Annotated in this window: 16 protein-coding genes and 2 pseudogenes; 8 read left to right on the top strand and 10 right to left on the bottom strand. The window is 43.5% G+C overall.

What is annotated here, in order from left to right:
• The first annotated feature begins 186 nt into the window (after positions 1–186).
• From P7F88_RS09660 to P7F88_RS09650, 3 genes are all read left to right on the top strand, one after another.
• Positions 187–1,503 (top strand): MFS transporter, encoded by a 1,317-nt coding sequence (locus P7F88_RS09660; RefSeq protein WP_277824107.1) that lies wholly within the window; start codon positions 187–189, stop codon positions 1,501–1,503.
• A gap of 87 nt (positions 1,504–1,590) precedes the next feature.
• A complete protein-coding gene (fbp, locus tag P7F88_RS09655; RefSeq protein WP_277824105.1) occupies positions 1,591–2,589 on the top strand; it encodes a class 1 fructose-bisphosphatase in 999 nt (332 codons plus the stop codon).
• Positions 2,590–2,617: 28 nt separating this feature from the next.
• Positions 2,618–4,525 (top strand): extracellular solute-binding protein, encoded by a 1,908-nt coding sequence (locus P7F88_RS09650; RefSeq protein ID WP_277824103.1) that lies wholly within the window; start codon positions 2,618–2,620, stop codon positions 4,523–4,525.
• Here P7F88_RS09650 and P7F88_RS09645 read toward each other — a convergent pair.
• Positions 4,512–5,189, bottom strand: a complete 678-nt coding sequence (locus P7F88_RS09645) for an HAD-IA family hydrolase (protein WP_277824101.1) — start codon at positions 5,187–5,189, stop codon at positions 4,512–4,514. The two genes, P7F88_RS09650 and P7F88_RS09645, sit on opposite strands and share 14 nt — an antisense overlap.
• Before the next feature lie 243 nt (positions 5,190–5,432).
• Between P7F88_RS09645 and P7F88_RS09640 the strand changes: the two genes are divergently transcribed.
• Both P7F88_RS09640 and P7F88_RS09635 read left to right on the top strand, forming a co-directional pair.
• Positions 5,433–6,119 (top strand): IclR family transcriptional regulator, encoded by a 687-nt coding sequence (locus tag P7F88_RS09640; protein ID WP_277824598.1) that lies wholly within the window; start codon positions 5,433–5,435, stop codon positions 6,117–6,119.
• Positions 6,120–6,484: 365 nt separating this feature from the next.
• Positions 6,485–6,943, top strand: a complete 459-nt coding sequence (locus tag P7F88_RS09635) for a nuclear transport factor 2 family protein (protein ID WP_277824099.1) — start codon at positions 6,485–6,487, stop codon at positions 6,941–6,943.
• A 245-nt stretch (positions 6,944–7,188) separates the two neighbouring features.
• Here P7F88_RS09635 and P7F88_RS09630 read toward each other — a convergent pair whose 3' ends face one another.
• Positions 7,189–7,338, bottom strand: coding sequence for a hypothetical protein (locus P7F88_RS09630; RefSeq protein WP_277824097.1), 150 nt, complete (start codon positions 7,336–7,338; stop codon positions 7,189–7,191).
• A 23-nt stretch (positions 7,339–7,361) separates the two neighbouring features.
• Here P7F88_RS09630 and P7F88_RS09625 point away from each other — a divergent pair.
• Positions 7,362–7,625 (top strand): annotated as a pseudogene (locus P7F88_RS09625) (transposase); the annotation flags it as partial.
• 246 nt (positions 7,626–7,871) lie between these two features.
• Here P7F88_RS09625 and P7F88_RS09620 read toward each other — a convergent pair.
• Positions 7,872–8,912: an IS110 family RNA-guided transposase gene (locus P7F88_RS09620; RefSeq protein WP_277824095.1), complete on the bottom strand. Its 1,041-nt coding sequence runs from the start codon at positions 8,910–8,912 to the stop codon at positions 7,872–7,874.
• A 167-nt stretch (positions 8,913–9,079) separates the two neighbouring features.
• Here P7F88_RS09620 and P7F88_RS09615 point away from each other — a divergent pair.
• Positions 9,080–9,340, top strand: a pseudogene (locus P7F88_RS09615) (integrase core domain-containing protein); the annotation flags it as partial.
• Between the two features lie 122 nt (positions 9,341–9,462).
• Here the strand turns inward: P7F88_RS09615 and P7F88_RS09610 are convergent.
• Both P7F88_RS09610 and P7F88_RS09605 read right to left on the bottom strand, forming a co-directional pair.
• Positions 9,463–11,445, bottom strand: coding sequence for a methyl-accepting chemotaxis protein (locus P7F88_RS09610; RefSeq protein WP_277824093.1), 1,983 nt, complete (start codon positions 11,443–11,445; stop codon positions 9,463–9,465).
• Between the two features lie 256 nt (positions 11,446–11,701).
• Positions 11,702–12,988, bottom strand: a complete 1,287-nt coding sequence (locus P7F88_RS09605) for a MipA/OmpV family protein (protein WP_277824092.1) — start codon at positions 12,986–12,988, stop codon at positions 11,702–11,704.
• Positions 12,989–13,202: 214 nt separating this feature from the next.
• Between P7F88_RS09605 and P7F88_RS09600 the strand changes: the two genes are divergently transcribed.
• On the top strand, positions 13,203–14,093 hold the full coding sequence (locus P7F88_RS09600; RefSeq protein ID WP_277824090.1) for a LysR family transcriptional regulator: 891 nt from the start codon (positions 13,203–13,205) through the stop codon (positions 14,091–14,093).
• Between the two features lie 51 nt (positions 14,094–14,144).
• On the opposite strand, the gene P7F88_RS09595 is transcribed toward P7F88_RS09600, so the two are convergent.
• From P7F88_RS09595 to P7F88_RS09575, 5 genes are all read right to left on the bottom strand, one after another.
• Positions 14,145–15,584 carry an alpha/beta hydrolase domain-containing protein gene (locus P7F88_RS09595; protein WP_277824088.1) on the bottom strand — a complete coding sequence of 480 codons (1,440 nt, stop codon included), beginning with the start codon at positions 15,582–15,584 and terminating at the stop codon, positions 14,145–14,147.
• A 194-nt stretch (positions 15,585–15,778) separates the two neighbouring features.
• Positions 15,779–17,308: a hypothetical protein gene (locus P7F88_RS09590; protein WP_277824086.1), complete on the bottom strand. Its 1,530-nt coding sequence runs from the start codon at positions 17,306–17,308 to the stop codon at positions 15,779–15,781.
• A gap of 78 nt (positions 17,309–17,386) precedes the next feature.
• Positions 17,387–17,950, bottom strand: coding sequence for a CBS domain-containing protein (locus tag P7F88_RS09585; RefSeq protein WP_277824083.1), 564 nt, complete (start codon positions 17,948–17,950; stop codon positions 17,387–17,389).
• A 659-nt stretch (positions 17,951–18,609) separates the two neighbouring features.
• A complete protein-coding gene (locus P7F88_RS09580; protein ID WP_277824081.1) occupies positions 18,610–19,785 on the bottom strand; it encodes a cation:proton antiporter in 1,176 nt (391 codons plus the stop codon).
• A gap of 183 nt (positions 19,786–19,968) precedes the next feature.
• Positions 19,969–22,722: a cation-translocating P-type ATPase gene (locus tag P7F88_RS09575; protein WP_277824079.1), complete on the bottom strand. Its 2,754-nt coding sequence runs from the start codon at positions 22,720–22,722 to the stop codon at positions 19,969–19,971.
• Positions 22,723–22,779 lie beyond the last annotated feature (57 nt).

Below are 22,779 nucleotides of genomic sequence, written 5' to 3'. Positions count from 1 at the left end.
TTTGAAACAAAAAAATATGACGAGCAACACAAACATACAAAAGATGTGTTTTTCATTTAAAAAAATAGATCTATAGTATTTTCGAAATGAAAACGAAGTGACGAAATTTCTTCTAATACACATTTTGAATACGTCAATACGGAATTAGAAACTTACAAAAATACCCTACAAACTAGGAAATGGATTATGAATAACGAACTGAATAAAAAGTTATTGTTTAGAATCGGTAACCTATCTATCTTCATGATAGGTTTAGGTTTCGCGGTTCGCGCAAACATCGCTCCGGATCTACAGGCAGATATCTACGACAAGATCGACATCATGAGCTCTGCTTCTATGGTTGGTGAAGCACTTGGTGCAACCTTCACTGGCTTCGCCCTAACATTGCTATTCGGTAGTATGCTGGTTGACTGGATGGGCATGAAGCGCATGCTTCTTCTATCTGCATTTGGTTATATCGCTAGTACAGCTGGCCTGCTTGCAGCAGCAATGATGCCAGTTACTGATATGTCGGTTGTTATTGTTTGGTGTAGTTTGCTACTTACCGGTTTAGGTTGGGGTGCGGTAGAAGCCGCCTCGAACCCGATGATCGCCGCCTTGTTCCCTGAAGAGAAAGCTCATCGCTTGAATGTGCTTCACTCATGGTGGCCTGCGGGTATCGTAGTTGGTGGTCTGGCAGGTGTACTATTCAGTGCAATTGGCTTGCCTTGGCAGCTTAACCTTCTTCTGTTATTCCTTCCTGCACTTCTGATGGTGAAATGGTCTCTGGGTATCGAGTTCCCTGTAACAGAGCGTGTTGCAAATGGCGTCAGCTACAAAGACATGGTTCTTGAATTAGTTCGTCGTCCGCTATTCTGGGTATTCTGGGCTTGTATGTTCCTGACTGCAGCATCAGAACTAGCACCAGGCCAGTGGGTAAACGTTGCACTATCTAACATCGTTGGTATGAAAGGTATTCTTCTACTGGTTTACGTTAGTGGTCTGATGTTCGTACTACGTAACTTCGCTGGTGTTGTATTTAAGCACATCTCATCTGTTGGCCTGATGGCGGTAAGCTGTGTATTCGCTGCTGCTGGTCTTTATGCACTAAGTATTGCTGACTCTCCACTACCAGCGTTCCTTGCTGCAACTATCTGGGGTATCGGTGTATGTTACATGTGGCCAACTATGCAGGGCATCATCACTGAACGTTTCCCTAACGGTGGCGCACTAGCTCTTGGTCTACTGGGCTTTGCAGGCGGTCTGTCTATCCAGTTCGTACTACCACAAATGGGCGCAATCTTTGATGCAGCTCGTGCAGAAGCAGCTGGCGGTGCAGACAAACTAGCATCTCTGTCACCTGAAATGATGCAAGAAGTAACTCGCATCGCGTCAGTTGAATCGTTCCAGGCAATCTCTGTGGTACCGCTGGTTATCCTGCCGATCTTCGCAATTATCTGGGTCTTTGACAGATTAAAAAAAAGCAAAGCTGAATCAGCACCAGCTGTGAAAGATAACGCTTAATATCGAAATCACTCATCAAGGCTGGTCAATCGACCAGCCTTTTCTTTGTCTGAAATTCACAATCATCAATTTAATACAGGGGATACTATGCCTGGCTCACAGTCTTTAGGTGAATTTATTATTGAAAGGAAGAAGGACTTTCCTCACGCAACGGGTGAGCTTTCTTCACTTTTGAGCTCTATTGCTCTTGCAGCAAAAGTGGTAAACAGGGAGATCAACCGTGCTGGCTTACTCGATATATTCGGTGACACAGGCGATGAAAATGTACAGGGAGAAAAACAGCAAAAACTCGACTTATACGCTAACGATGTATTCAGAAACGCGTTAGAACGCCGAGATCAGGTGTGTGGTATTGCCAGCGAGGAAGAAGAGCAGGCCGTTTTATTCAATGGCGAGCTAAACCAGAATGCTAAATATGTAGTGCTACTCGATCCTCTGGACGGTTCTTCCAATATCGATGTTAATGCCTCTGTAGGCACTATTTTTTCTATCTATAAACGTATATCACCCGCAGGTTCGCCACCTGTCATTGAAGACTTTCTTCAGATAGGACGAAAACAGGTTGCGGCAGGTTATGTGATTTACGGTTCTTCGACTGTACTTGTTTATACCACCGGAGCGGGAGTAAACGGGTTTACTTACGATCCGGTACTTGGCAGTTTTCTGCTTTCTCATCCGGATATCAAGGTGCCAGAATCAGGGTCAACATACTCTGTTAACGAAGGGAACTATCTGGCGTTTCCAATTGGTGTTAAGAAATACATCAAGTTTTGTCAGGAACACCAACCTGAAGAGAACCGTCCATATACATCCAGGTACATCGGATCATTGATCGCTGACATCCACAGGAACCTGCTTAAAGGTGGTATCTATCTCTACCCGGCAACAGAGGCGTTGAAACAAGGAAAACTTCGCCTTCTCTATGAATGCAACCCGATGGCATTTTTAGTTGAACAGGCAGGAGGCATTGCGACAGATGGCGCTGCTAACATATTGGATATAAAGCCGAATAAGCTACATCAGAGAACGTCATTTTATGCGGGGTCCTACAAAATGATGGACCAGTTACGTGCTATGCTTACCTAATTACCCAAATACACTTTCAGGAGGAAAAATGCGTATTGTCATCGTAAGTTTCTTCCTGTTGCTTTTTCAAAGTGTACAAGCAAATGACTCACTGAGTGTCGTCACATACAACATCCCGCCATACAGCATGAAGCTGGACAATCGACAGGCAGGCTATGCCACTGAGTTTGTTAACCTGATGCTCGAAAAGCTTAATACAAACACAGATATTACTTCTTACCCCTTAAAACGAGGGGTATTTATCGCTTCCAGAAAACCCAACACTCTTGTTTATCCGATATCCAGAAATAGTGACAACGAACGCAAGTTTCACTGGATAGGAAAAATCACAAGCCAGAAGATTTCATTCTTCAAGAAGTCCTCGGTGACAAACTTACGTCCAGAGTCAGTCGACGAAGTGCGAACGTACGATATTGGTGTTGTCAGAGGTAGTTATGCCGAACGAGAGTTGAAACGCCTGGGATTCAGCAACCTGAAAGAGGTAACTGAAGGTACTCAGAATATCCTCAAACTGGATAGCAACAGAATAGATCTAATCGCAGCGGATGAACTTGTGTTCAGCCACCTTATCGACACGTATAACAGAAGCTCCAACCACAAGCTGAGCCTTAACCAGTTTGTCAAACTTCCCCTTTCACTTGACTCTTCGCATGATCTCTATATTGCGGCCAGCAAGGGAACCGACCCCAAATACATCCACGAGTTAGACGATGCATATGATGAAATTCAACGTTCAGGAAAAATCATAGAAGTTGCTCACTGGTGGACGTTTGGTTCAGAAAAAGAACTAATAAACGTCTATCGAAATGAAATGGAAGCAAAAGGCTACACCTGGATAGATTACACATTTGAAGGAGGAGCCGGTGGCAACATGACTCAGGTCCTACGCTCTCGCTTAAAGCTGAACAGGATTCCACATGCCATTCAGACTTATGGTGGTCCGGCTGTCAGGGAGTGGGCTCAAAAAGGTGTATTGCTAAACCTGGATCAGGTTGCTACCTCGGAAAACTGGCAGTCTCTGTTGCCAAAAATGATTCACGACAATATCCAGCACGACGGCCATTATGTTGCTGTGCCTGTGAATATGCAAAGAGTTAACTGGATGTGGTTAAACCCTAAAGTATTCGAAAAATCGAACGCATCGCTCCCCACTACATGGGAGACTTTTTTCGTTGCTGCGGAACAGATCAAACAAGCAGGCTTTGTTCCGGTCGCCATTGGAGGCTATAGCTGGCATGAGGGTACTTTATTTGAATCGCTGGTATTGAGCGTGGGGGGAGCAGACTTCTACCGAAGTGCGCTGATCGAAATGGATCCAGACGCTTTTAGCTCTTCAACCATGACCGAAACATTAGAGATGTTCCTGAAAATCAGCCAATATACCGATAGAAACAAACAAGACAGAGACTGGCTTGAAGCAGCCAGAATGGTTTCTAAAGGGGAAGCCGCTATTAATTTTATGGGCGACTGGGTTAATGGCTTTTTTATGGCGGAAAACATTCCGTATGGTGAAAATGGTTTCTTATGCAAACCCGTTCCCAACACAGAAAACCTGTTTCTTGTTAATTCCGATGCGTTCGCCTTTCCCAAAGCCAGCAGCATCAATATCGAAGGACAAAAGCAGCTGGCAAACATCATCATGAACAAAGATGTGCAAGAGGCATTCAGCTTAAGGAAAGGGGCTATTCCAGCTCGTCTGGATATTTCAGACCAGAAATTTAACCCTTGTGCAAAAAAGTCGATGGCACTGGCTAAACAAGGCTCGCTAATACCTTCTTTCAACTTTCACCAGGCACTACCTTCAGAAATACACGGTCAAGTAATTGATGCGATCAGCCAGTTATTCAACAACAAGAAATCGGTTGAAGAGACCCAAGATATCTTGTACCAAATGGCAACAAGATATCATTCGGTTCAGAAGTTTACTTCTGAGTAAAGTTAAGAGCCCAATCCCCCTCAGAGCCTTCTACATCAACAACCTCCATCGCAGAGACATAAGCATCTGCCTTCGGTAGTTGCTCTTCCTTAAACTGACTGAGCACACCAACTGTTTTTGCTCCAGCCGCGTTTCCGGAAATCAGACCTGAAGGTGCATCTTCAAATACCACACAGTCTTTAGCATCAAAACCAAGCTCACTTGCCCCAAGGACATAAGGTTCTGGATCTGGCTTTCCACGGCTGACTCTTTCCGGCGTAATTAAAACAGAAGGTTGCGGTATTTTTGCTGCTTTAATACGGGCAGTCGCTACCGGCAATGTACCAGATGTTACGATTGCCCACGGGATATTCAGTTCAGAAAGCTTTTCGATAAAATCAAGAGCGCCCGGCAAAGCAACCACTCCTTCAACATCGGTGCTCTCCTGATGCTGAAGCCAGGCAATCTCTTGTTCAACCTTGTCAGCATCACAACCGTCCAGCAGCTCTTTAATGGTTTCGCCCGCAGGTCTACCATGGTACACCTTAGAGGCAACAGCAAAGTCAATATCATTGCGTTCACACCACCTCATCCATGAGCGATCAACAGCTGCATTAGAGTCAACTAACGTACCATCGAGATCAAATAAGAGACCTTTAAATTGCATTTTTACCTCTGTCTTCACATCGTGTTTCCTGCAATAATAAACGAAAATATTAAAAAACCAATACTTTCATAGTGAAAAAACTGAGAGATTAAATCATCTGGTGTTCGATAATATCGAACAGGCTGATCGACCTACCAAAACTACAAAGAAGAGCTGGATTTGGTGGTCGATAAACCGCTATAAAGGAATATATCAATTAACAAGTCTAACAAACTGACATTCTGGGCTATCGGAAAGAGACATGATTAACGAAACAAAAAAATACAATCAGTCGAAAGAACCTTTCTGATCCTGGAAGCATTAGCTGCCTGTGAAAACGCAGTTCCATTACAACAGCTATCTGAAGAGCTGGGAATAAACAAAACTACTCTACATGGCTTGCTAAACACTATGGCTGCAATGGGCTATATCAGTAACACCAGTAACGGATACAGGCTAGGTTTAAGGCTAGGTGAACTGTCCCGATCTCTGGAGCGTACTTATGAGGAACTCAGGCATAAGTACACTCCTTTGATCAGGAACATGGCTACCACGACAGGGCACACTGCTTATTTAGCAGTACCATGCGGAACAAGGGAATACATCTATATAGAAGCAATCGAAGGGGAAAACCCTCTAACGATTCGGAGTCCAAGGGGTAAAAGAGAAGGATTGACTACGTCCGCCATCGGTAAACTATTTGTCGCGCTGGATGAAGAACAAGATCTCAGAAGAAGCCTACGGAAAGCAGAGAAACTCACCCCATCTCTAGAGCAAAAATTAGATAAGATAGTTCACCAGGGTTACTCAATTGACCATGGCGGCGCTCAGGAAGGTTTAAGCTGTATGTCTATTCCTCTTTACCGGGATGGTAAATTAATTGCAGCAGCAGGAATGAGTGGCCCAACAAAAGAATTAACCACGCCAAAACTTTCCCATTATGCTTATATTTTCCAAAAAAATCAGTAGAAATGGAATAAAAACCTATTCAATAAAAACTCCAAAAACAAAAAGAACGATCAACAACAAATTAATTCACTCTAAAAACCCTCCTATCACACACCCCCAAAGACAGCCAAAAATCAACAAACAAAACAACACATAACCATGTAGTAAGCATTTACTTACCCATAAGTTAATGTGTAAATTTTATTTAGTTCTTTCTATTTTATATTTGCTTACTCTTATTTCTAGATCGTTATCTTAAATTAATTCGACATTATCAAACAAAATTATACTTTTGACTATTTTTATTTATTTTTAATTCAAAAAACACTTTAATAAATATCGCTAACTCAATGGCATGAATAACATATATTAAAAGGAACCCTACAATGAAACTAACAAAATACGTTACTGCATTAGCTGCTTTAATTATTGGAGTATCAACTTTTTCAGCTTCTGCTGCATCAACAGATGCAACAAACAAAGTATGGCAAGAACACATCGATGCATGGGTAGCTCGTGACCTGGATGGAATTGGAGCGCACTACAATGATGACTCTCTGATGATCGTTAACAACTTCAAGTTCCAGGGCCCAGAGAAGATTCGCGCTGTATTCAACTACCTGTTCAAGAGATTTGACCATGGCTCAAACGTAATTGATCCAGCAATTGTTGATGACCGTACCATCTACATCACATGGAACTTCACTCCTTCTGAAGAGAATACACCAATCTACGGCACTGACACTTTCTTTGTTGAAGATGGCATCATCAAGGTTCAGACCATTGCTTCTAAGCTATACAAAAAGCCAACACTTGTATTGTTGGGTGGTGTAGAGCAAAAATAACAAAGCGATTGCCTAGGGGCTGCTGACCTAATATGGGTTGGACGGGACTTAACCAGTCTGCTCCTAAATCATGATGCTACCTGCTTGTATAGGTAGCATCACTTCGCTATGCCCTAAGCGTGCGAGTAAAGTTCTAGGCCAATAAATTTCATCAACTGCTAGCGGTAAGCATCGTTGTGTAAGCCCGCTGAAAGGCATAGCCTATTTATGAACTTAACGAGTTTGCTAAAACTATTGATGAACGACTATTTATACTCACCAAGTACTTTCTGTAGCTCATCAATAATCAATTGTGCTGACATAGATAAGCTTCTGTTCGGGCGGAGTACTGATACTTTTGCATCTAGTGGATGTAGTGGCAGAATAAACCCGAATACCGTTTTAAGTGGTAGCATTACACTTAACAATGAGGTGTTCAATGACGAAGAAAACACGCCGGTCTTTCAGTCCGGAGTTTAAACATGAAACTGCTAGTTTAGTACTTGATCAGGGCTATAGTTGTGCGGAAGCAGGTAGAGCTGTCGAAGTACACGACAATACCATGCGTAAGTGGGTTAATCAGTTGGAAGCAGAACGTGGTGGTTCAACACCATCATCGAAAGCTTTAACTCCTGAGCAACAACGTATCCAAGAGCTGGAAGCCCGTGTGAACCGCCTTGAGCGAGAAAAGGCGATATTAAAAAATGTATGGTCTGCTCCGTTTTTGCAAGTAAAAGCTCGCTGTCAGAATACGTTTGCGTCAATGTATCCGGCCTGTTTGTGAACCATCTAGTGTTCTGGCCTTGATGGGATCCGCACGTTGTTGTCCTAATAAAGCGCTCAGTCATAACAGACTGCTTTTTTAGCCAGGCTTCAACATCGTGGGTTTAACGCTTCTGTCATCAGCTTGTTTCTCGCAAAATCTATGTAAAATATAACTCGTTGTATGTTAATTCGCAGCCGAAGCTGGATAAGGTTGATACTCTTGTCCCGAGGTTAATACCTTCCAACAAATTCTCATTATCTTGTTAACTAAGGCAATTAAAACAACATGGTGATGATGTGTCGCCTCTAACTTGGTTATCCACTGCCCAAGTGCGGATTTGTCTCGTTTCATGTGTATCTTTAATGCTTTCGCCCCTTGTATCACCTGACGGCGTAGATAGACGTTACCTCTTTTACTTATACTGCCAAGATTGCTTTTCCCGCCTGTGGAGTATTGTCTAGGAACCAAGCCTAACCATGCAGACATATCTCGGCCTCGCTTAAATTGAGTGCCTGAACCAACCGCTGCAATTAACCCAGTTGCGACAATTGGACCAATACCTGGAACGCTGGATATAAGTTGGCATTTCTCTGACGCAATTGAAGCCTGTTGTAATTGCTCGCTCATCTCATCAATTTGAACATCTAGGTGTTGCCAGCGCTCTCGCAAGCGAAACACTAGAGCACGAATAAAGTCGGGAAGTCCATTTTCAGCATCCTCTAAGATGCTCGGTAAGCTACGTTCGAAAACTTTGCGTCCTACAGGAACAGTAATGCCGTACTCAAGTAGTAAAGCCCGCATTTGGTTCACAGTAGCTGTGCGCTCAACAATAAAACGCTGCCTTACTCGATGAGTCGCTTGTAAGGCAAGTTGTTCGTGTGTCTTTAGGGAAACACAGCGCATAGTGCCACGACTGCCTGCTTCAGCGATTGCGGCAGCATCATTGAAGTCATTTTTGTTTGATTTTAAGTACGGCTTAACAAATTGAGCGGGAATAATTTTTACTGAAAACCCTGCATCATTAAATAACCTTCCCCAGTATTGAGAACCCGGACACGCTTCAACCGCTACAATCGTAGGTGGAGTGTTAATCACAAAGGTTTTAAGCTGGCTTCGATTAAGCTTCTTCCGCCAGAGAATATGCCCTTGACGATCCATTGCTACGATGTGAAACCAGTTTTTTCCTAGGTCGATACCGTAGATATGTACATTTGAACTAGACATGGTTGGTCTCCTAATTTTGCGATTTCCCTTGCTGAGTATAGGCATCAGAGGGAGGAGCAGACCATCCCATTAGGCTACAGCTCTCTTAATGTCCGACGACCTGAAATCCACGCGCTGATAGACCGGTTAAGGGAGCATGAGTCTACCGAACTGGTTTGTTCGGCGTTGGGAGTTGGCGTTATCAGATGACCCAGAGTATGAGTCGGCGAGGAAATTGTTGGGATAATAGCCCAATGGAGAGAGTGTTCAGAAGCCTGAAATCCGAATGGATACCGTCTAATGGTTATCGTTCTCCAAGTGAAGCCAAACGAGATGTCGGCTACTTCCTAATGAATTACTACAACTGGGAAAGGCCGCATCAATTTAATAATGGACTACCACCCGCTAAAGCAGAAGAATTAGCTAAAACAGTGTCCGGATTTTATTGACCACTACAGGATGTTAGCTTAGGTCGTGTTACACACCCAATACCGTCAGGTCGAGTATGAGTCACTACACCTAAAAAATACACCTAATAAAAGTAAGGGCAGCTTTCGCTGCCCTTCATTCGTTATACCTTAAATTGGCCGACCAGATTTTGTAGCTCTCCATTCGCCCTATCTAGTTCAACTGCATAATCGCCAGAAGTCTTTCCGTGAGCATGTAGCTGTTGAAGCATAGTGCGGATAGATTCCATACTTTGATTAATGTTATCTATCACATTGCTCTGTTCGTTTGCGGCAGTCGCTATCTGAACGCTCACGTCATCAACTTTTGTCACAGAATCTCGCATTGCCGAGATACCATCGGTTACTTTATGGGTTAACTCCGACGTTGTCTGACACTGCTCTCTGGTGACCTCCATTGAAGACACGGTGGAATCAACGCCCGCTTTTAGCACTTCCAGCATGTCAGCTACTTCGGTTGTACTTTCCTGCGTTTTCGCTGCAAGGTTTCTCACTTCATCGGCAACAACCGCAAAGCCTCGTCCCATCTCACCCGCACGAGCTGCCTCAATAGCCGCGTTCAATGCAAGCAAGTTTGTTTGCTCCGCAATACCACCAATAACCTGAAGGACAGATTCAATTGCCGCTGCGTTTTCCTGCATTTTGGCGACATTCCCCGACGTAACTTCCACGTTCTCCATCAGGCTTTCAACACTTTGTGTCGCTTTTTCTACCGCAATACCAGACTGGTTTGCTTCTCTTTGAGCTTCATTAGTAATGTCGGTACTCTGATTAGTATGACCCGCCACCTCTTGCGCCGATGAGCTTAACTCGTTCACAGCTGCCGCAACCATATCGGTTTCCTGAACATGACTCTCAAGAACCTGTAGTGTCTCTTCCGTTACGTTAGTCATTGCAACGATCTGGTCACTACATACCTGATTCGCATCAATCACCTTGCCTATCAGATCCTGAAGATATGAAATGAAGTTATTCATCGACTCAGAGATATCATCAAGTTCATCTTCTCCTTCTACAGGCAGTCTCATGCTAAGGTCTGCATCGCCTGCAGACAGGCTATCGACGTTCTTCTTAAGCAAAGCAAAACGTTTTCCGAGAACACTAAATGCGTACATAAGAACAGCCAGTAGAATGAACACCATTGGTAGCTGAATTTTTGCAAGCAAGCTCATGACTTCCTGAGTCGTAACAGTAAGCAGTCGTGTTGGTTTTGCTGCTGCGATCAGCCATGGAGTACCTTCCACCTCTTGTACCAAAAGTGTGTAGTCCTCACCGTTTTGCACGTACTCTCTTCGGAACTCACGACTTTTCAACATCTGGCTCAGTGAATCGGCTAAAGCATATTGATGTTCGTTAAGATTGGTAAGAATAACCTTATCCTGAGTTAGCACCCGGTTGGTACTAAGGATTTTGCCATCCCCTTCAACAATAAGTATTTCAGCGTTCAACTCACGCTCTTTGTCATCTACTAACTTATTGAAAAAGCCAAGAGTCACATCAACGGTTGAAACTCCGTAGAGTGAACTTCCCTTGTATATGCCCATTGCACAGTTGGTTCTAGGCTGAAGGCTTGCACCATCTTTGTATGCATTTGCCCATACACATGCGCCTTTAGGAGCATTTTGACCTGCACGGTGCCATGGTTGAGTGTAATAGTCCGGCGCTTCATCGCTGTTCCAGTAAGTATTAACTATCAGCTTGCCTGACCCATCTCGGTGGTAGAAAGTACTGGCGCGCTTAACGCCATCAACACGCATATTCGGCATCGGCCAAATACCACCACCGAACACCAGTTGATTCCCATATTGATCAACAAGGTGAGGAAGCAATGTATCTATCTGATCACTTTCTAAGTTTGGAACTAATTGAGTGGTAGCACGCTGCTGCGCTTGAACCGCAGCAAGGGTAAGCTTGATTTCAGTCGCTATATCTTTTACAGCAAAAGCGAGGTTTTTCTCTTCCTCAGCCTGCAAACTAGGCTGTACCCATTTCAGAATACCGAACCCAGTCATGCCAGCTACCAGAAGCACAAAAATGATAAGCACCAAGCTATATTTGTTCTTTATCGTCCTAAGTTTTACAGCCATTTTATCTTCATCCGTATTTAGTGGATTATTGAGACTCAACAGATCTATAAAGAGGAATCTGTTTTTTGATAGTTATTATTTGTACCAATTATAGTCTATCGTACGGAAACGATATCAACTATGCCTACTACGTCTACCCGTGAGCGAAATCACCCACCAAACGCACATAATTGCTCAATAATTTATGAAAAAACGAAAACTAAAATGTTTAATACCAATAAAGGGTTAGAATAGTACACGCCTTTATTGGCATTAGTTAAAACTCGTAGGTCAGTGCTATCGTGTTGTAGTTACTGCCCCCTTTTATACGGCCAAAGCGCGAAGCTTGCTCGAAAATAGCCGATCTATGATGAAGTGAATAGCCCAGCCACATATTGTCATAGCTACGGGAGTTAAATAGATCACCAATATTCACATCGAACGAAATATCAAGGTAGTTCATTAACTTGCTGTTCTGGTAGCCTTTTCGCTCCATTTCACTCGATTCAATATACGTGACGTTATCGATATATGAGAGACCTTCTGCGGCACCAAATCTCCACTTCGTAGGCCAGTCAAATTCATAATACGCCTTCACCGCCAGAACAACTTCTGTACTACTGCTCTGCACATCAGAAGAGTAATGATGAACTAAACCACTTGTCATATAGATATCAAAGTCAAAACCAAACAAGCTATCTGCCACAGGGTGTCCATAAAAAACTGAAGAGAGCTGATTGTTGTCTGGATCTTTCTCGGTATTCCCAGAAAGAATATCCCCCATGTTAGATGGGGTTGCCCACCCATGAGCAAACCTTAAATATGGCTTGTTTGACAAGGAGCGGCTCTTTTCATTTTTATCGTTAAAGAATCCTATACCCAGGTAAACCTCACCCTGAAGGCGCTCATCAACGTAAGCTGATTTGTATGCTTCGCTATCAAGGTAAGTGACTCCCAACCCACCTAGCAGATACAGATTGGAATACACGTGATATCTGGCATCAAGGCTAGCAGTAAAATCAATACCACTACCTATCTCGTTACCAGTATATGAGTTGAACGCGTAGTACTGGGAATTAAACTCATCACTTTTAAATCTAAGCCTATACTCCGGTTTTAAGTACCAATCACCGTGGTTGTATTCTCTTTCAAGAGTAAGCTGACCGTGAGCACGAGCGTCTGGATCCCACATGACACTTGCTGAAAGATCCCATTCATCTAATGGATAAACGGCCATCAAACCAGCATCTGCTTTGTCGCCACCGGCCCTATTCTGGATGGATCTTGGAATATCAACAAAGCGGGTTTCTATTTTGGTGTAAATATCAAAATCATTACCACTGAAAAGGCGAACACCAAACTCATCACCATCCGCATAAAAGTACTCGCCTTTATAGAAAATGAGAGGAGAAAAGCTAGTAACATTCGTATCTCCTAGTTCACTTTTAAACGGAATGGTCGCGGAGCGAAACACACCGGCAACACCCCAATCATTGGTCTGCGCTGCGCTATTTGCTGAAACAACCAGGGCGCCCAAAACCGTTACAAGTCGCTTTGTTTTCACTTACGGATACCTCATCCCATTCGCGGAATAATTATTAAAAATAGGTTAATTGACATTCAACCGACAAATCAATAACGCATAACTATTAAACTGACTTAATTCGTCATCTATTTAGAAACAGATTCTTACAAATGACGTACGGTATTGCATAGAGCCAAGGCTCAAAAATACATATGATAATTTTTACTCACCTACACCGATAGAGGAAATGATATTGCTTTCGTTGGTTAATATTGATTCATTTTGTACTGCCTATGAACAAGGCAGCTTTAGTGGTGCAGCTAAGGAATTAGGCAAAGACAGAACCACCATTCGGGAGCACGTAACTATACTTGAGGACATGTATGATGTGAAGCTGTTTGACATCGTAGGCAAGCGGCTTCAACCTACATCCGCCGCTGATCTGATGTATGACAGAGCCAGACACACAAGATTAGGAGCCAGGCAACTAGAAGCTTCGTTAATGGAGTTTCATTCTAGCGATATTTCGGAGTTAACCGTTTATCACGATACTCTTATTCCTCTGGCTTTAATTATCCAGCTAAACAGAAAGATTCATGAAAGTTACCCATACATACAGGTTAACTGGTTGCATCGAAATACAGATGAAGCTCTTCAGCAATTAGCTATTGGCGGTAATTGCTTAGCGCTTACTCAAAGACATGGTAGCTTTCTAAAAAAAGAACCTATTCGTTTTATTTCGCTTGGTGGTGAGAAGATGTCTGCATACGTGCGCAAAGGTAGCCCGCTCGCTGACGTAGACAACCTAAAGATTGTTGATCTACAAACTCATAAGCAATATGTCACTGAGAACCAGTTCAACTGGCGACCGGAATACTTCTGTATCTCCCCTGAGAAACACATTATCAGCAATACCGATGTACTCGTAGAGATGCTCAAAGTGGATGGATGGGGTGTACTAGTAAACGAAGTCGCAAGACCTTATGTTGAAGCGGGAGAGCTTGTCGAACTCACACTGAACGAAGTCATACAGGAGCCCGTTTGCGAAATCAGCATGTACTACCCTCCGCATCTTGAGCACAACCCTGTATTTACCACTATCAGAGATGAAGCTTCTGCGTACGCTAAAGCCAGATTTGTATAACACCAACCTGCGGTAGAGTTGCCTCGAAAGAAACTCTACCGCTAGACTTTTCTATTCCCAATGCGACATTTGCAACTGATTGGCTTCCTCTATAATGGTTCTGGCATCCTCTGGTAAGAGATAGCGCTGAAAAACCAGGTAATAAGCGGCACCACGAACCTTGTTCATATACTCTTCTTTAGTAGGATACAGCTGGGCTAACTCCTCTTCTGAGTACGGCTGAAAAGTCCCACCATTTGCAAAGAAGATCCCGGGGCCTCCAGCATAGTTAAAATCGATACCACCATATACTCCCAAAGGAGCACCGACATTATATTGCTGATGTTCGCCTATTGTAGACGCCATATGAGGCAAGCGAATACCACTGTCAGCGACGTCATCTTGATCTATGTCTGTACTATAAATGTCTCCGCCGCTCCAGCTTGCCAGGCTTGCATCGCCTCTGATATCAAGGAAAGAAACTGAATCTAAATCAGTCATAGCAGAGTGCAATAACTGGCTCTCTGCCGGGGAGATGTGGTACCTGACCCAAAGATAAAGATTCCAAAATGAGGCGCGAACACCCGGAATTACCGAGACTGGATTCTGCTGAAATTCAAGTCCGAGATCCGCGAATACAAAGTCAAATGGTAGGAACCTAGCATCAATGTGAGCAAGCCCTGCATAGTCGTATATGGCTAGATCGTGAGATGGCGTTCGTAATGCACCGCTACCGAAAGCGAGTTCCACTTCACTTTGAGTATTAAAAGCGACTACCGGAACATGGCTAACGGGTGGCTCATCGCAATTATGGTAGCTCCAGGGGTAACTACTATCTTCCATAGAGCGGCATATCCCACCTGCTACGCCGAGAAAAAGCCCATCAAATACTGGCTTATCAGAGGTTCCGTTTCGTTCTTCAGTCAACATTTCTGCCAGCAATTTACCCGTTTGAGACCAACCAAAACCGATGACATGACGAGTTTTGCAGTGATTTTTAGACGGTAGGTATTCCTGAATCAGGTTGTCCCGCATGGCCTCGGTTAAGGTTTCGAGAATGATGTAACCATCGGTGCCTCGTTCAATATGACCAGTCCCACTTTCGTCTGTAACACTCTTATTCCACTGTACAGCGACATAAGAAAAACCCTTGTTGTGTTGCCTACCAGAGATAAAGTCGTCACCCAAAAATAAGCGGGCGAAGTTAATAGGGGTATGTCCGAGAGCCGTTTCCGGAAACTCAAACAACACACTGTTTACCACATCTACGATAGCTGTCTGATTACAACGGTCTTGCGGAACTAGCATAGAAATGGGGACTGAAAATGCCCCGTGAGAATTGTCGGAGCGAACAAAGTCTGCAGAAAGATCGGCTTCTATCTGGTAATAGGGTTTACCAGATAGCGATATACTTTCAATATCAACATTCGAAAAGGAAGTATTCGCGTGTGCAGAGAATCCTGCCAAATAAATGAGTAAAGCTAAAAGTCGGAAGATCGGTGAAGCATTCATATATGCCTCCCTAGTTAGTGAAAGGCGTTACTGATAAATAAGTAATTAAATTCTAGTTCATAAACCTCCAATGGCAATTAGGAATCATTCTCATAAATGAGTCATCCAAATATTCTCCGTTGGTTAAAGGTCTAGGCCAAAGCCCAGACCTTTGTTAGCAACCTAAGGCGCGACTAATTTCACGCCTCTTTTGGTTAGATTAGGTAGATTGCGTACATGACTCCGGTAAAGCCTAGCATAGCGAACGATAAAGCCGTTTTTCTTGCCATTTGCCCACCATTTTCTGCAGCTTTCCCGAACATACTGAACACCAACGGATGAACTAGGAATGTCATAGCAAATGTGAAGGTGATTAAGCTTGCAGCAGTAGCGCCAAACATTCCTTCCTGTACTGCTGCAAATAGTCCAAAGTGCGATAGACCAGAAGAAGCTGCCATAGACGCATTTTCCAGAGACATACCTGCCAGTGCCAGAAGTGTAAAGCTGCCAAACACCGCCATGATCTGCCAACCCAGTGAAAACTGCATAAGCCCTTTTACTTCCGTACTTTCACAGCCATTTGCGTTACGAAGATTTTTCAATGACAACACAACAAATACTGCGCCTACAGCTAACAATGGAAGTGTCCACTGTGTCATTAACGCACCGGCTTCTGCGCTTGCAGCAAGTATCGTAAACACAAATATATGTCCAACAAATGGAATATTGATCATTATTGGAGCGCGAGTTGCCGCTGTGTTACCAAAGTCACCTGCGGTACATGCGCCCGTTAGACCCGTGTGTGATAGACCACCAGCCATTCCCGGTGCCAGGTTACGGACATGGTTCGCGTAGCCTACAAATATCAATAGAGCTAACCCACCAAACATCCAGAAAACTTGTCCTGCAAACCCATATACAATAACACTTTGAAGGCCAGGCAATGCGAATGCTTCCAACATATGAGAACCACCAACGATAAAGCTACCCGCCAGAACAAGCGGAATACCAGCGAACAAGAGTGCATTCATTGTCGGACCTAGTTTCCACTTCGGAAAAGCCACGCCAAGGCCCGAAGATAAAATCATTGCGAAAAATATCTGAGGTAAGCTGATATAGGCACCGACAACATTCGATATATTGCGTGACAGCATCAGAACAACCAATATAGCAATGACCTCAAGGAAACCTTTTCGAATGTATACCGATTTATTTCGAATTTTAGCGCCTGCATCTAGCCAAATAAAAGCCGCAGCTATGCATACATAAGCCAGCAGTAGATAGGACTCACCTAACATTACTTCGCTTGTTCTACCAGCGATCAGCACATCTACAGCTTGTATACCAACCAACAATAAAAAAGCGCGCCCAATATAAGTCAGTTGAGTAGTACTGGTACCCACAATCACTTCTTTTTGAGAAGGCTCTATGAGCTGACCACCGGACATATCACTCTTCGATATAAGGCGTTTTATCTCCTGGCCACCCACAAAGAAGGAAGCAATCAAAGCAATGACCGTTGTTTGGCTGATCAAAACAACAACCGGAAAGTCACCCAATCCCGGTGGGGTCATACCGCTTTTCACCAAAAGCGCGCCAAGACCTAGACCAAAAACAACGATTACTAGTAATGACGAATATTTTGTTCCAGCCACCAAAGTGCGGGCAACCAGAACCATAATGACCAAAATCATCATAGCCAAAAAGAAATGATTAAGGGCATATAAGTGGAAAACTTGTTCCATTGTAACTCCAAATAAACTTAAATCTCACTCACAACACTAGGTACTTAAACCTGGCTGTGGCGAGTAAATCGGGTCTGTTTAAACCGTTGCGTTGGGAAAGGACTCGGATACCGTATTTTCTTTAGAAACGTCGTCTCTATGTAAAGGTACTTCAGGGAATAGAGTGCGAATTGACTGCAGAATCTCATGACGCGAGATAACGCCTGCAAACTTTCCATTATCCAATACGGGTAGAATCTGTGGTTTATGAACTTTCATTACTTTTGCTCTTTGCTCTAGTGATAGAGTTGAAAGCTCAGTTGCGTAGCCCATTTCTGTAACCGGATATAGCTGATCTTTATCTAAGGCTAGAAGTTCTATTACATCTGTTAAAGGGGACTCGATGTCTAAAGTTACAAGCTCGCTCTTCATTAATTCTTGTACTGTTACCTTCGTATCTGGCTGATAGTCCTGGCACCACATTTCCACCATAATATCGTGTGCAGATAAAAAACCGACGAGGCTTCCGGTAGCATCACATACCGGCGCACCCTTAGTGCTATTATTTACAAACATATCGATTGCCATTGCAATCGGCATATCTGGTGCTAGCACTGGGGAATCTACATTTAAAATATCTCTAACCGTTAATAAATTACTCATTATTTCTCCTGATTATTTTAGACAGAATGAATAGCTGTGTTAGCTAAATATGCCTGTCAAAAATATTACTCAGAGTTCCGAGATCAATGAAATTGATTCACTTCATATAAACAATCAAGTTTTTTGATAATATCAAATAAGTAAGATATTGATATTAAACAATTTAATAAAAATCAATATAAGTTAAAACTACACTCAGTTAATCCCCAAGAGGAATGTCAGTTTATTGTAAGAACAATGAAAAATAAAAAACAAAAAAGCTACGATATGTGTTTATTTCTTAATATTACTGATAATAGACTTCAAAAATATTGATAATGAGAAATGTAATGAAATATTAATAGGGGCGCTATTTAAATAAAATAAGCAAAGTAATTAAACCATGTTCACCAATATAATCCATAGAGGAATCAATACACACCCAACAGCTTAAGATGCAGCTCTAAATCCTACATCTTAGGTTACTTGAGTATATATTGGTGATATTAGCTAGCTCAAAGTTATTGAACTAAAAGAAAATTAATATAAAGAAGATACGCAAAAAGGATTGGGAAAGTTTTATATATACTTATTGGAACACGATATAAAGGAACAAAAACGAAAGAAATCTATAAAACCCTGAATTATATCGAAATAAATCAGGGCTATTTAGTTGGTAGTTAAACTTGGGATTGAATAGGTTTAAGCGGTATATTTTCAGGCTGCTGCTCAATTAACTTCCGAACCGCAATAATAAACCCACCCGTCATCATTAGATTCAGTGCTAATGCTAACATTGCTATAGTAATTACCGGGCCACCCATACCGTAACCCAGCGAGATCATAATAACACCAGCACCCACTTCACCTCTCGGGCACATTGCCAGAGAAAGCGCTAAACGCTCTTTAAGCGAGGCTTCTTTGCGGTAACAGAACAGCGGGAACATCTTCGCGACATTTGCAATTAATGTAATAAACAGCACGTGTTTAACAATCTCTCGCTTACCCATAGGCTCCATTGCTGCCGTTACACTTTCTGCATCCATCACCGGAGTAACTTCACCAAAGATAAGCGGCAGTGAAAGACCCACCAGCACCATAAATGACGCAGCTACAGCCGTTGAAACTCTCTCGTCACTCTCTGATTCATGCTGTGATTTCATCAAACAACCAAGCACAAACGCAGGTAATAGAACTTCAAAGTGAACACCCGATTTAAAGTAGAAAAGCTCACACACAAAAGTAATCAGAAGAGAGTACGCAATAATCATAGATGCGCTTGCAGGAATATCCCATAAGTGAAGGTATTTGTAGCCGATAGCTAGCAATACAATCATCAACAGTAGTGCAACGCCCATCATAGGATTCCAGCCCATCACCAGGATAGTAAGAGGAATCATCAGCAAGACCGTATCCAGATCGTCGAATATTGCTAATACCCGCGCTTTGGCAAATACCCAGGTTGCACCCAGACCTGCTGCGGTCAACATGGCAAATAGAACGCCTGCAGAGGTAGGCGCGGCAAAACGACCAATAATAAACAGCTCTTTCCAAGCATCTCCGTCAGTCCACATTGAGGATGGGAACAGAACAAACATAAAATACAGAACAACGCCAATCCACGGGAAAGTCGCCGTCGTCATGGCAACAACATAGTCCCAGCCATATTTCTTCAGGTTGTTTTTATCTATCTCAAACTCGCGTCCTACATTGATCATGATGTAACTCAGCGCAACCATAGTGACGATAAAGATAACAGGCTGAATCGATGCGTAGCCCGGGATCACCGTCGGCAAAAACTGAGACAGTATCAGCCCCGCCAGCAGCAATAGTGAATAAATAATAATTTTGTGCATTAACTCTCTCCAAAAAAACCGTTAAAAAGGCAGCCATTGAACTCAATGGCTGCCTACAGGCTTTAGGCACTAACTAGGCTGAACAACTAGAAAAAATACCCAGACCTGCAAATAGACTTAGAAAAAACTTGGCAAATGTCTTGTTTGCTCTTTTTTCGTCTCCCATAAGTCACCTCCTTTTGGTTAAACAAACTTAATTTTTGTTAGCTCCTTAAGACCAGACATCACTAACGTTGGCAGAGATGACGCCATAATGATGCCGAACATATGCGCACCACTTAGAGCCTCAGTACCGAAGATAATCTGGCCGATACCCGAATAGATCACGCTTAGTGAAAGCACTGATGAAAGCGCTACTGCTCCTAGCAGATACTTGTTAGTAAATGGGTTCTTACGGAAGATCGAGCTAAACGTTCTCGAGTCAAACAGGTGCCATAGCTGAGCAAAAATCAGCATGGTGAACGCCATTGTTTGCGCGTAAGCTGCGCTGTGACCTGCTTCCAGTGCCCAGCTAAATGCCAGGTAGCTCATTCCACCTAACGCTAAGCCGCGAACCAGGATTCTGATACCAAGGTGGTCGCCAAAGAAGCTCTCGTTACGCTTACGCGGTTTGCGCTCCATCAAATCTTTTTCTTCCGGTTCAACACCTAGCGCTAACGCTGGCAGACCATCTGAGACAAGGTTGATCCAAAGAATCATTAGCGGTGTTAGTGGCAGAATTGTCTCTGGTCCCATCACCATAAAGGCAATCAGGATTACCGATACTTCACCTACATTTGCCGTTAGTGCTTGACGAATAAACTTACGCAGATTGTCGAAGATCTGGCGCCCTTGACGCACAGCTTTAACAATCGTGCTGAAGTTGTCATCCAATAGGATCAGATCTCCGGAGTCTTTCGCGACGGAAGTACCTGTAATACCCATTGCTACACCAATATCAGCTCTGCGAAGTGCAGGTGCATCATTCACGCCATCACCCGTCATTGCCGCAACTTCATTGTTGAACTGCTGCGCTTTTACGATACGAAGCTTGTGCTCCGGGGTAACACGAGCAAATACCGCTACTTTCGGACAGATTTCTTGCAGCTGTTCATCGCTCATTTCATCCAGTTCAACGCCGGTTACAACAAGGTCTTCTTCGCTACGGATAATCCCAATTTGTCTTGCAATCGCTGCTGCAGTTAATGCATGGTCGCCAGTAATCATTACCGTGCGAACACCCGCATCGAAACAGCTGTTAACGGCATCCTTCACTTCCGGACGTGGTGGGTCCATGATTCCAAACAGACCAAGAACCGTTACATCCCTCTCAAGTTCGGTATGATCTTTTTCCAGCTCCGCTTCAGACAGTTCACGATAACCAACAGCCAGAGTACGCAGCGCGTCATGCGCAAACTCTTGAATTGCCGCTTCGTACATAGTGACCAGTTCTTCAGCAGGACTTGGTGCGAGTGCCAGGTTGCCGTCTGTTGCCACTGTGTTCACCGCAACCACTTCACCATCGCTCATAAAGCCAGACGCTTTGCTTAGAATCACATCCGGAGCACCTTTGATAGCGAGGAAATGTCTACCGTCATCAGTTTGTACAATGACCGATGCCATCTTGCGCTCAGAGTCGAACGGGAATTTCTCTTTGATAGTGAATGCACCGCTCTCAAGCATGTTCTTCTGATCAAGTCCAGCTTTCGCTGCCGCAACAATCAGAGCGCCTTCAGTTGGATTTCCACGTACTTTAGAGTTGCTACCATCTTTGATGTATTCCGCATCGTTACAAAGCGTCGCTACCGTTAGGCCATGCAACATTTCAGGGCTGTTCTCCACATCGGTTGTATGGTCAACTGCTACAAACTCACCTCTAGGATCAAAACCAATCCCACTAACATTCCAGAAACGGCCATTTGCATCGTAAGCCTTCATCACCTGCATCTGGTTCTGAGTTAGCGTACCGGTTTTGTCTGAACAGATAACGGTGGTGGAACCCAGCGTTTCAATTGCAGACAGCTGCTTCGCCAGTGCGTTGCTTTTAACCATACGGGTTGAACCCATGGTCAGGACGATAGAGATTACCGTCGGCAAACCTTCTGGAATCGCTGCTACCGAAAGCGAAATACCCGTGTTCAGGATCTCAAGCCAAGGCATACCCTGATACAGACCAAATGCACAGATAATGGCAACTACAGCCAACGCAGCAAACATTAGCGTTTTAGCAATAGTATCCATGCGAACCTGCATCGGAGTCTTGGTCTCTTCAGTGTTTGCCATCATATCCGCGATATGGCCAACTTCGGTTTTCATACCGATAGCGGTTACAACACCCAAACCAGTACCAGAGGTCACCATGGTCGTCATAAAGCCCATGTTCTTCTGATCGCCCAGACCAATATTTTCACCTTCAAGGGCTGAAGACTTTTTGTTTACAGGTTCTGATTCTCCAGTCAGCGCCGCTTCATCAATGGATAGACGATTCGCTTCCAGAATTCGAACATCAGCTGCAAGAATGTCGCCTGTATTGATCTTTAAAATATCACCAGGAACCAACTCCTTCGCTGGAACGGAAACCCACTCGCCGCCACGTTTAACTTGAGCAACAGGCGCCGCCATTTCACGAAGTGCCTCCATTCCTTTCTGGGCTTTAAACTCCTGCCAGAAAGCAATGATTGCGTTGATAAAGATGATCACGGTAATAGCCACCGCATCGACCAAATGCCCGGTAAAGAAAGAAACCACTGCTCCAATACCAAGGATAAAAATCAATGGGTTTTTGAACTGATGCAAGAACAACTCAAGAGCCGTTTTCTTATTTTGCTCTTCTAGTTCGTTGCTACCGTATTGATTATGTCGATTATTTACTTCCTCAGCAGATAAACCTTGCTCGATAGTTGTACCCATCATTTCCAAGGTATTATCTACCTGCTCGGAAAACCACTTTTTTGTCATTATTTTCTCCAAATAAATATATACATTACCTTTTTTAAAAAAGCATTTAATAAACTA

Origin of the sequence: Vibrio hannami (genome assembly GCF_029589055.1) — a bacterium.
In the GTDB taxonomy this organism is placed as follows: domain Bacteria; phylum Pseudomonadota; class Gammaproteobacteria; order Enterobacterales; family Vibrionaceae; genus Vibrio; species Vibrio hannami.
This window is presented reverse-complemented; position numbering and strand designations above follow the sequence as displayed.

Bases quoted from the DNA above. Each gene is read 5' to 3' on its own strand.
- P7F88_RS09595 (WP_277824088.1), bottom strand. From the start codon at position 15,584: ATGAATGCTTCACCGATCTTCCGACTTTTAGCTTTACTCATTTATTTG.
- P7F88_RS09660 (WP_277824107.1), top strand. From the start codon at position 187: ATGAATAACGAACTGAATAAAAAGTTATTGTTTAGAATCGGTAACCTA.
- P7F88_RS09585 (WP_277824083.1), bottom strand. From the start codon at position 17,950: ATGAGTAATTTATTAACGGTTAGAGATATTTTAAATGTAGATTCCCCA.
- P7F88_RS09620 (WP_277824095.1), bottom strand. From the start codon at position 8,912: ATGTCTAGTTCAAATGTACATATCTACGGTATCGACCTAGGAAAAAAC.
- P7F88_RS09575 (WP_277824079.1), bottom strand. From the start codon at position 22,722: ATGACAAAAAAGTGGTTTTCCGAGCAGGTAGATAATACCTTGGAAATG.
- P7F88_RS09580 (WP_277824081.1), bottom strand. From the start codon at position 19,785: ATGCACAAAATTATTATTTATTCACTATTGCTGCTGGCGGGGCTGATA.
- P7F88_RS09635 (WP_277824099.1), top strand. From the start codon at position 6,485: ATGAAACTAACAAAATACGTTACTGCATTAGCTGCTTTAATTATTGGA.
- P7F88_RS09590 (WP_277824086.1), bottom strand. From the start codon at position 17,308: ATGGAACAAGTTTTCCACTTATATGCCCTTAATCATTTCTTTTTGGCT.
- P7F88_RS09650 (WP_277824103.1), top strand. From the start codon at position 2,618: ATGCGTATTGTCATCGTAAGTTTCTTCCTGTTGCTTTTTCAAAGTGTA.
- P7F88_RS09630 (WP_277824097.1), bottom strand. From the start codon at position 7,338: ATGCTACCACTTAAAACGGTATTCGGGTTTATTCTGCCACTACATCCA.
- P7F88_RS09610 (WP_277824093.1), bottom strand. From the start codon at position 11,445: ATGGCTGTAAAACTTAGGACGATAAAGAACAAATATAGCTTGGTGCTT.
- fbp (WP_277824105.1), top strand. From the start codon at position 1,591: ATGCCTGGCTCACAGTCTTTAGGTGAATTTATTATTGAAAGGAAGAAG.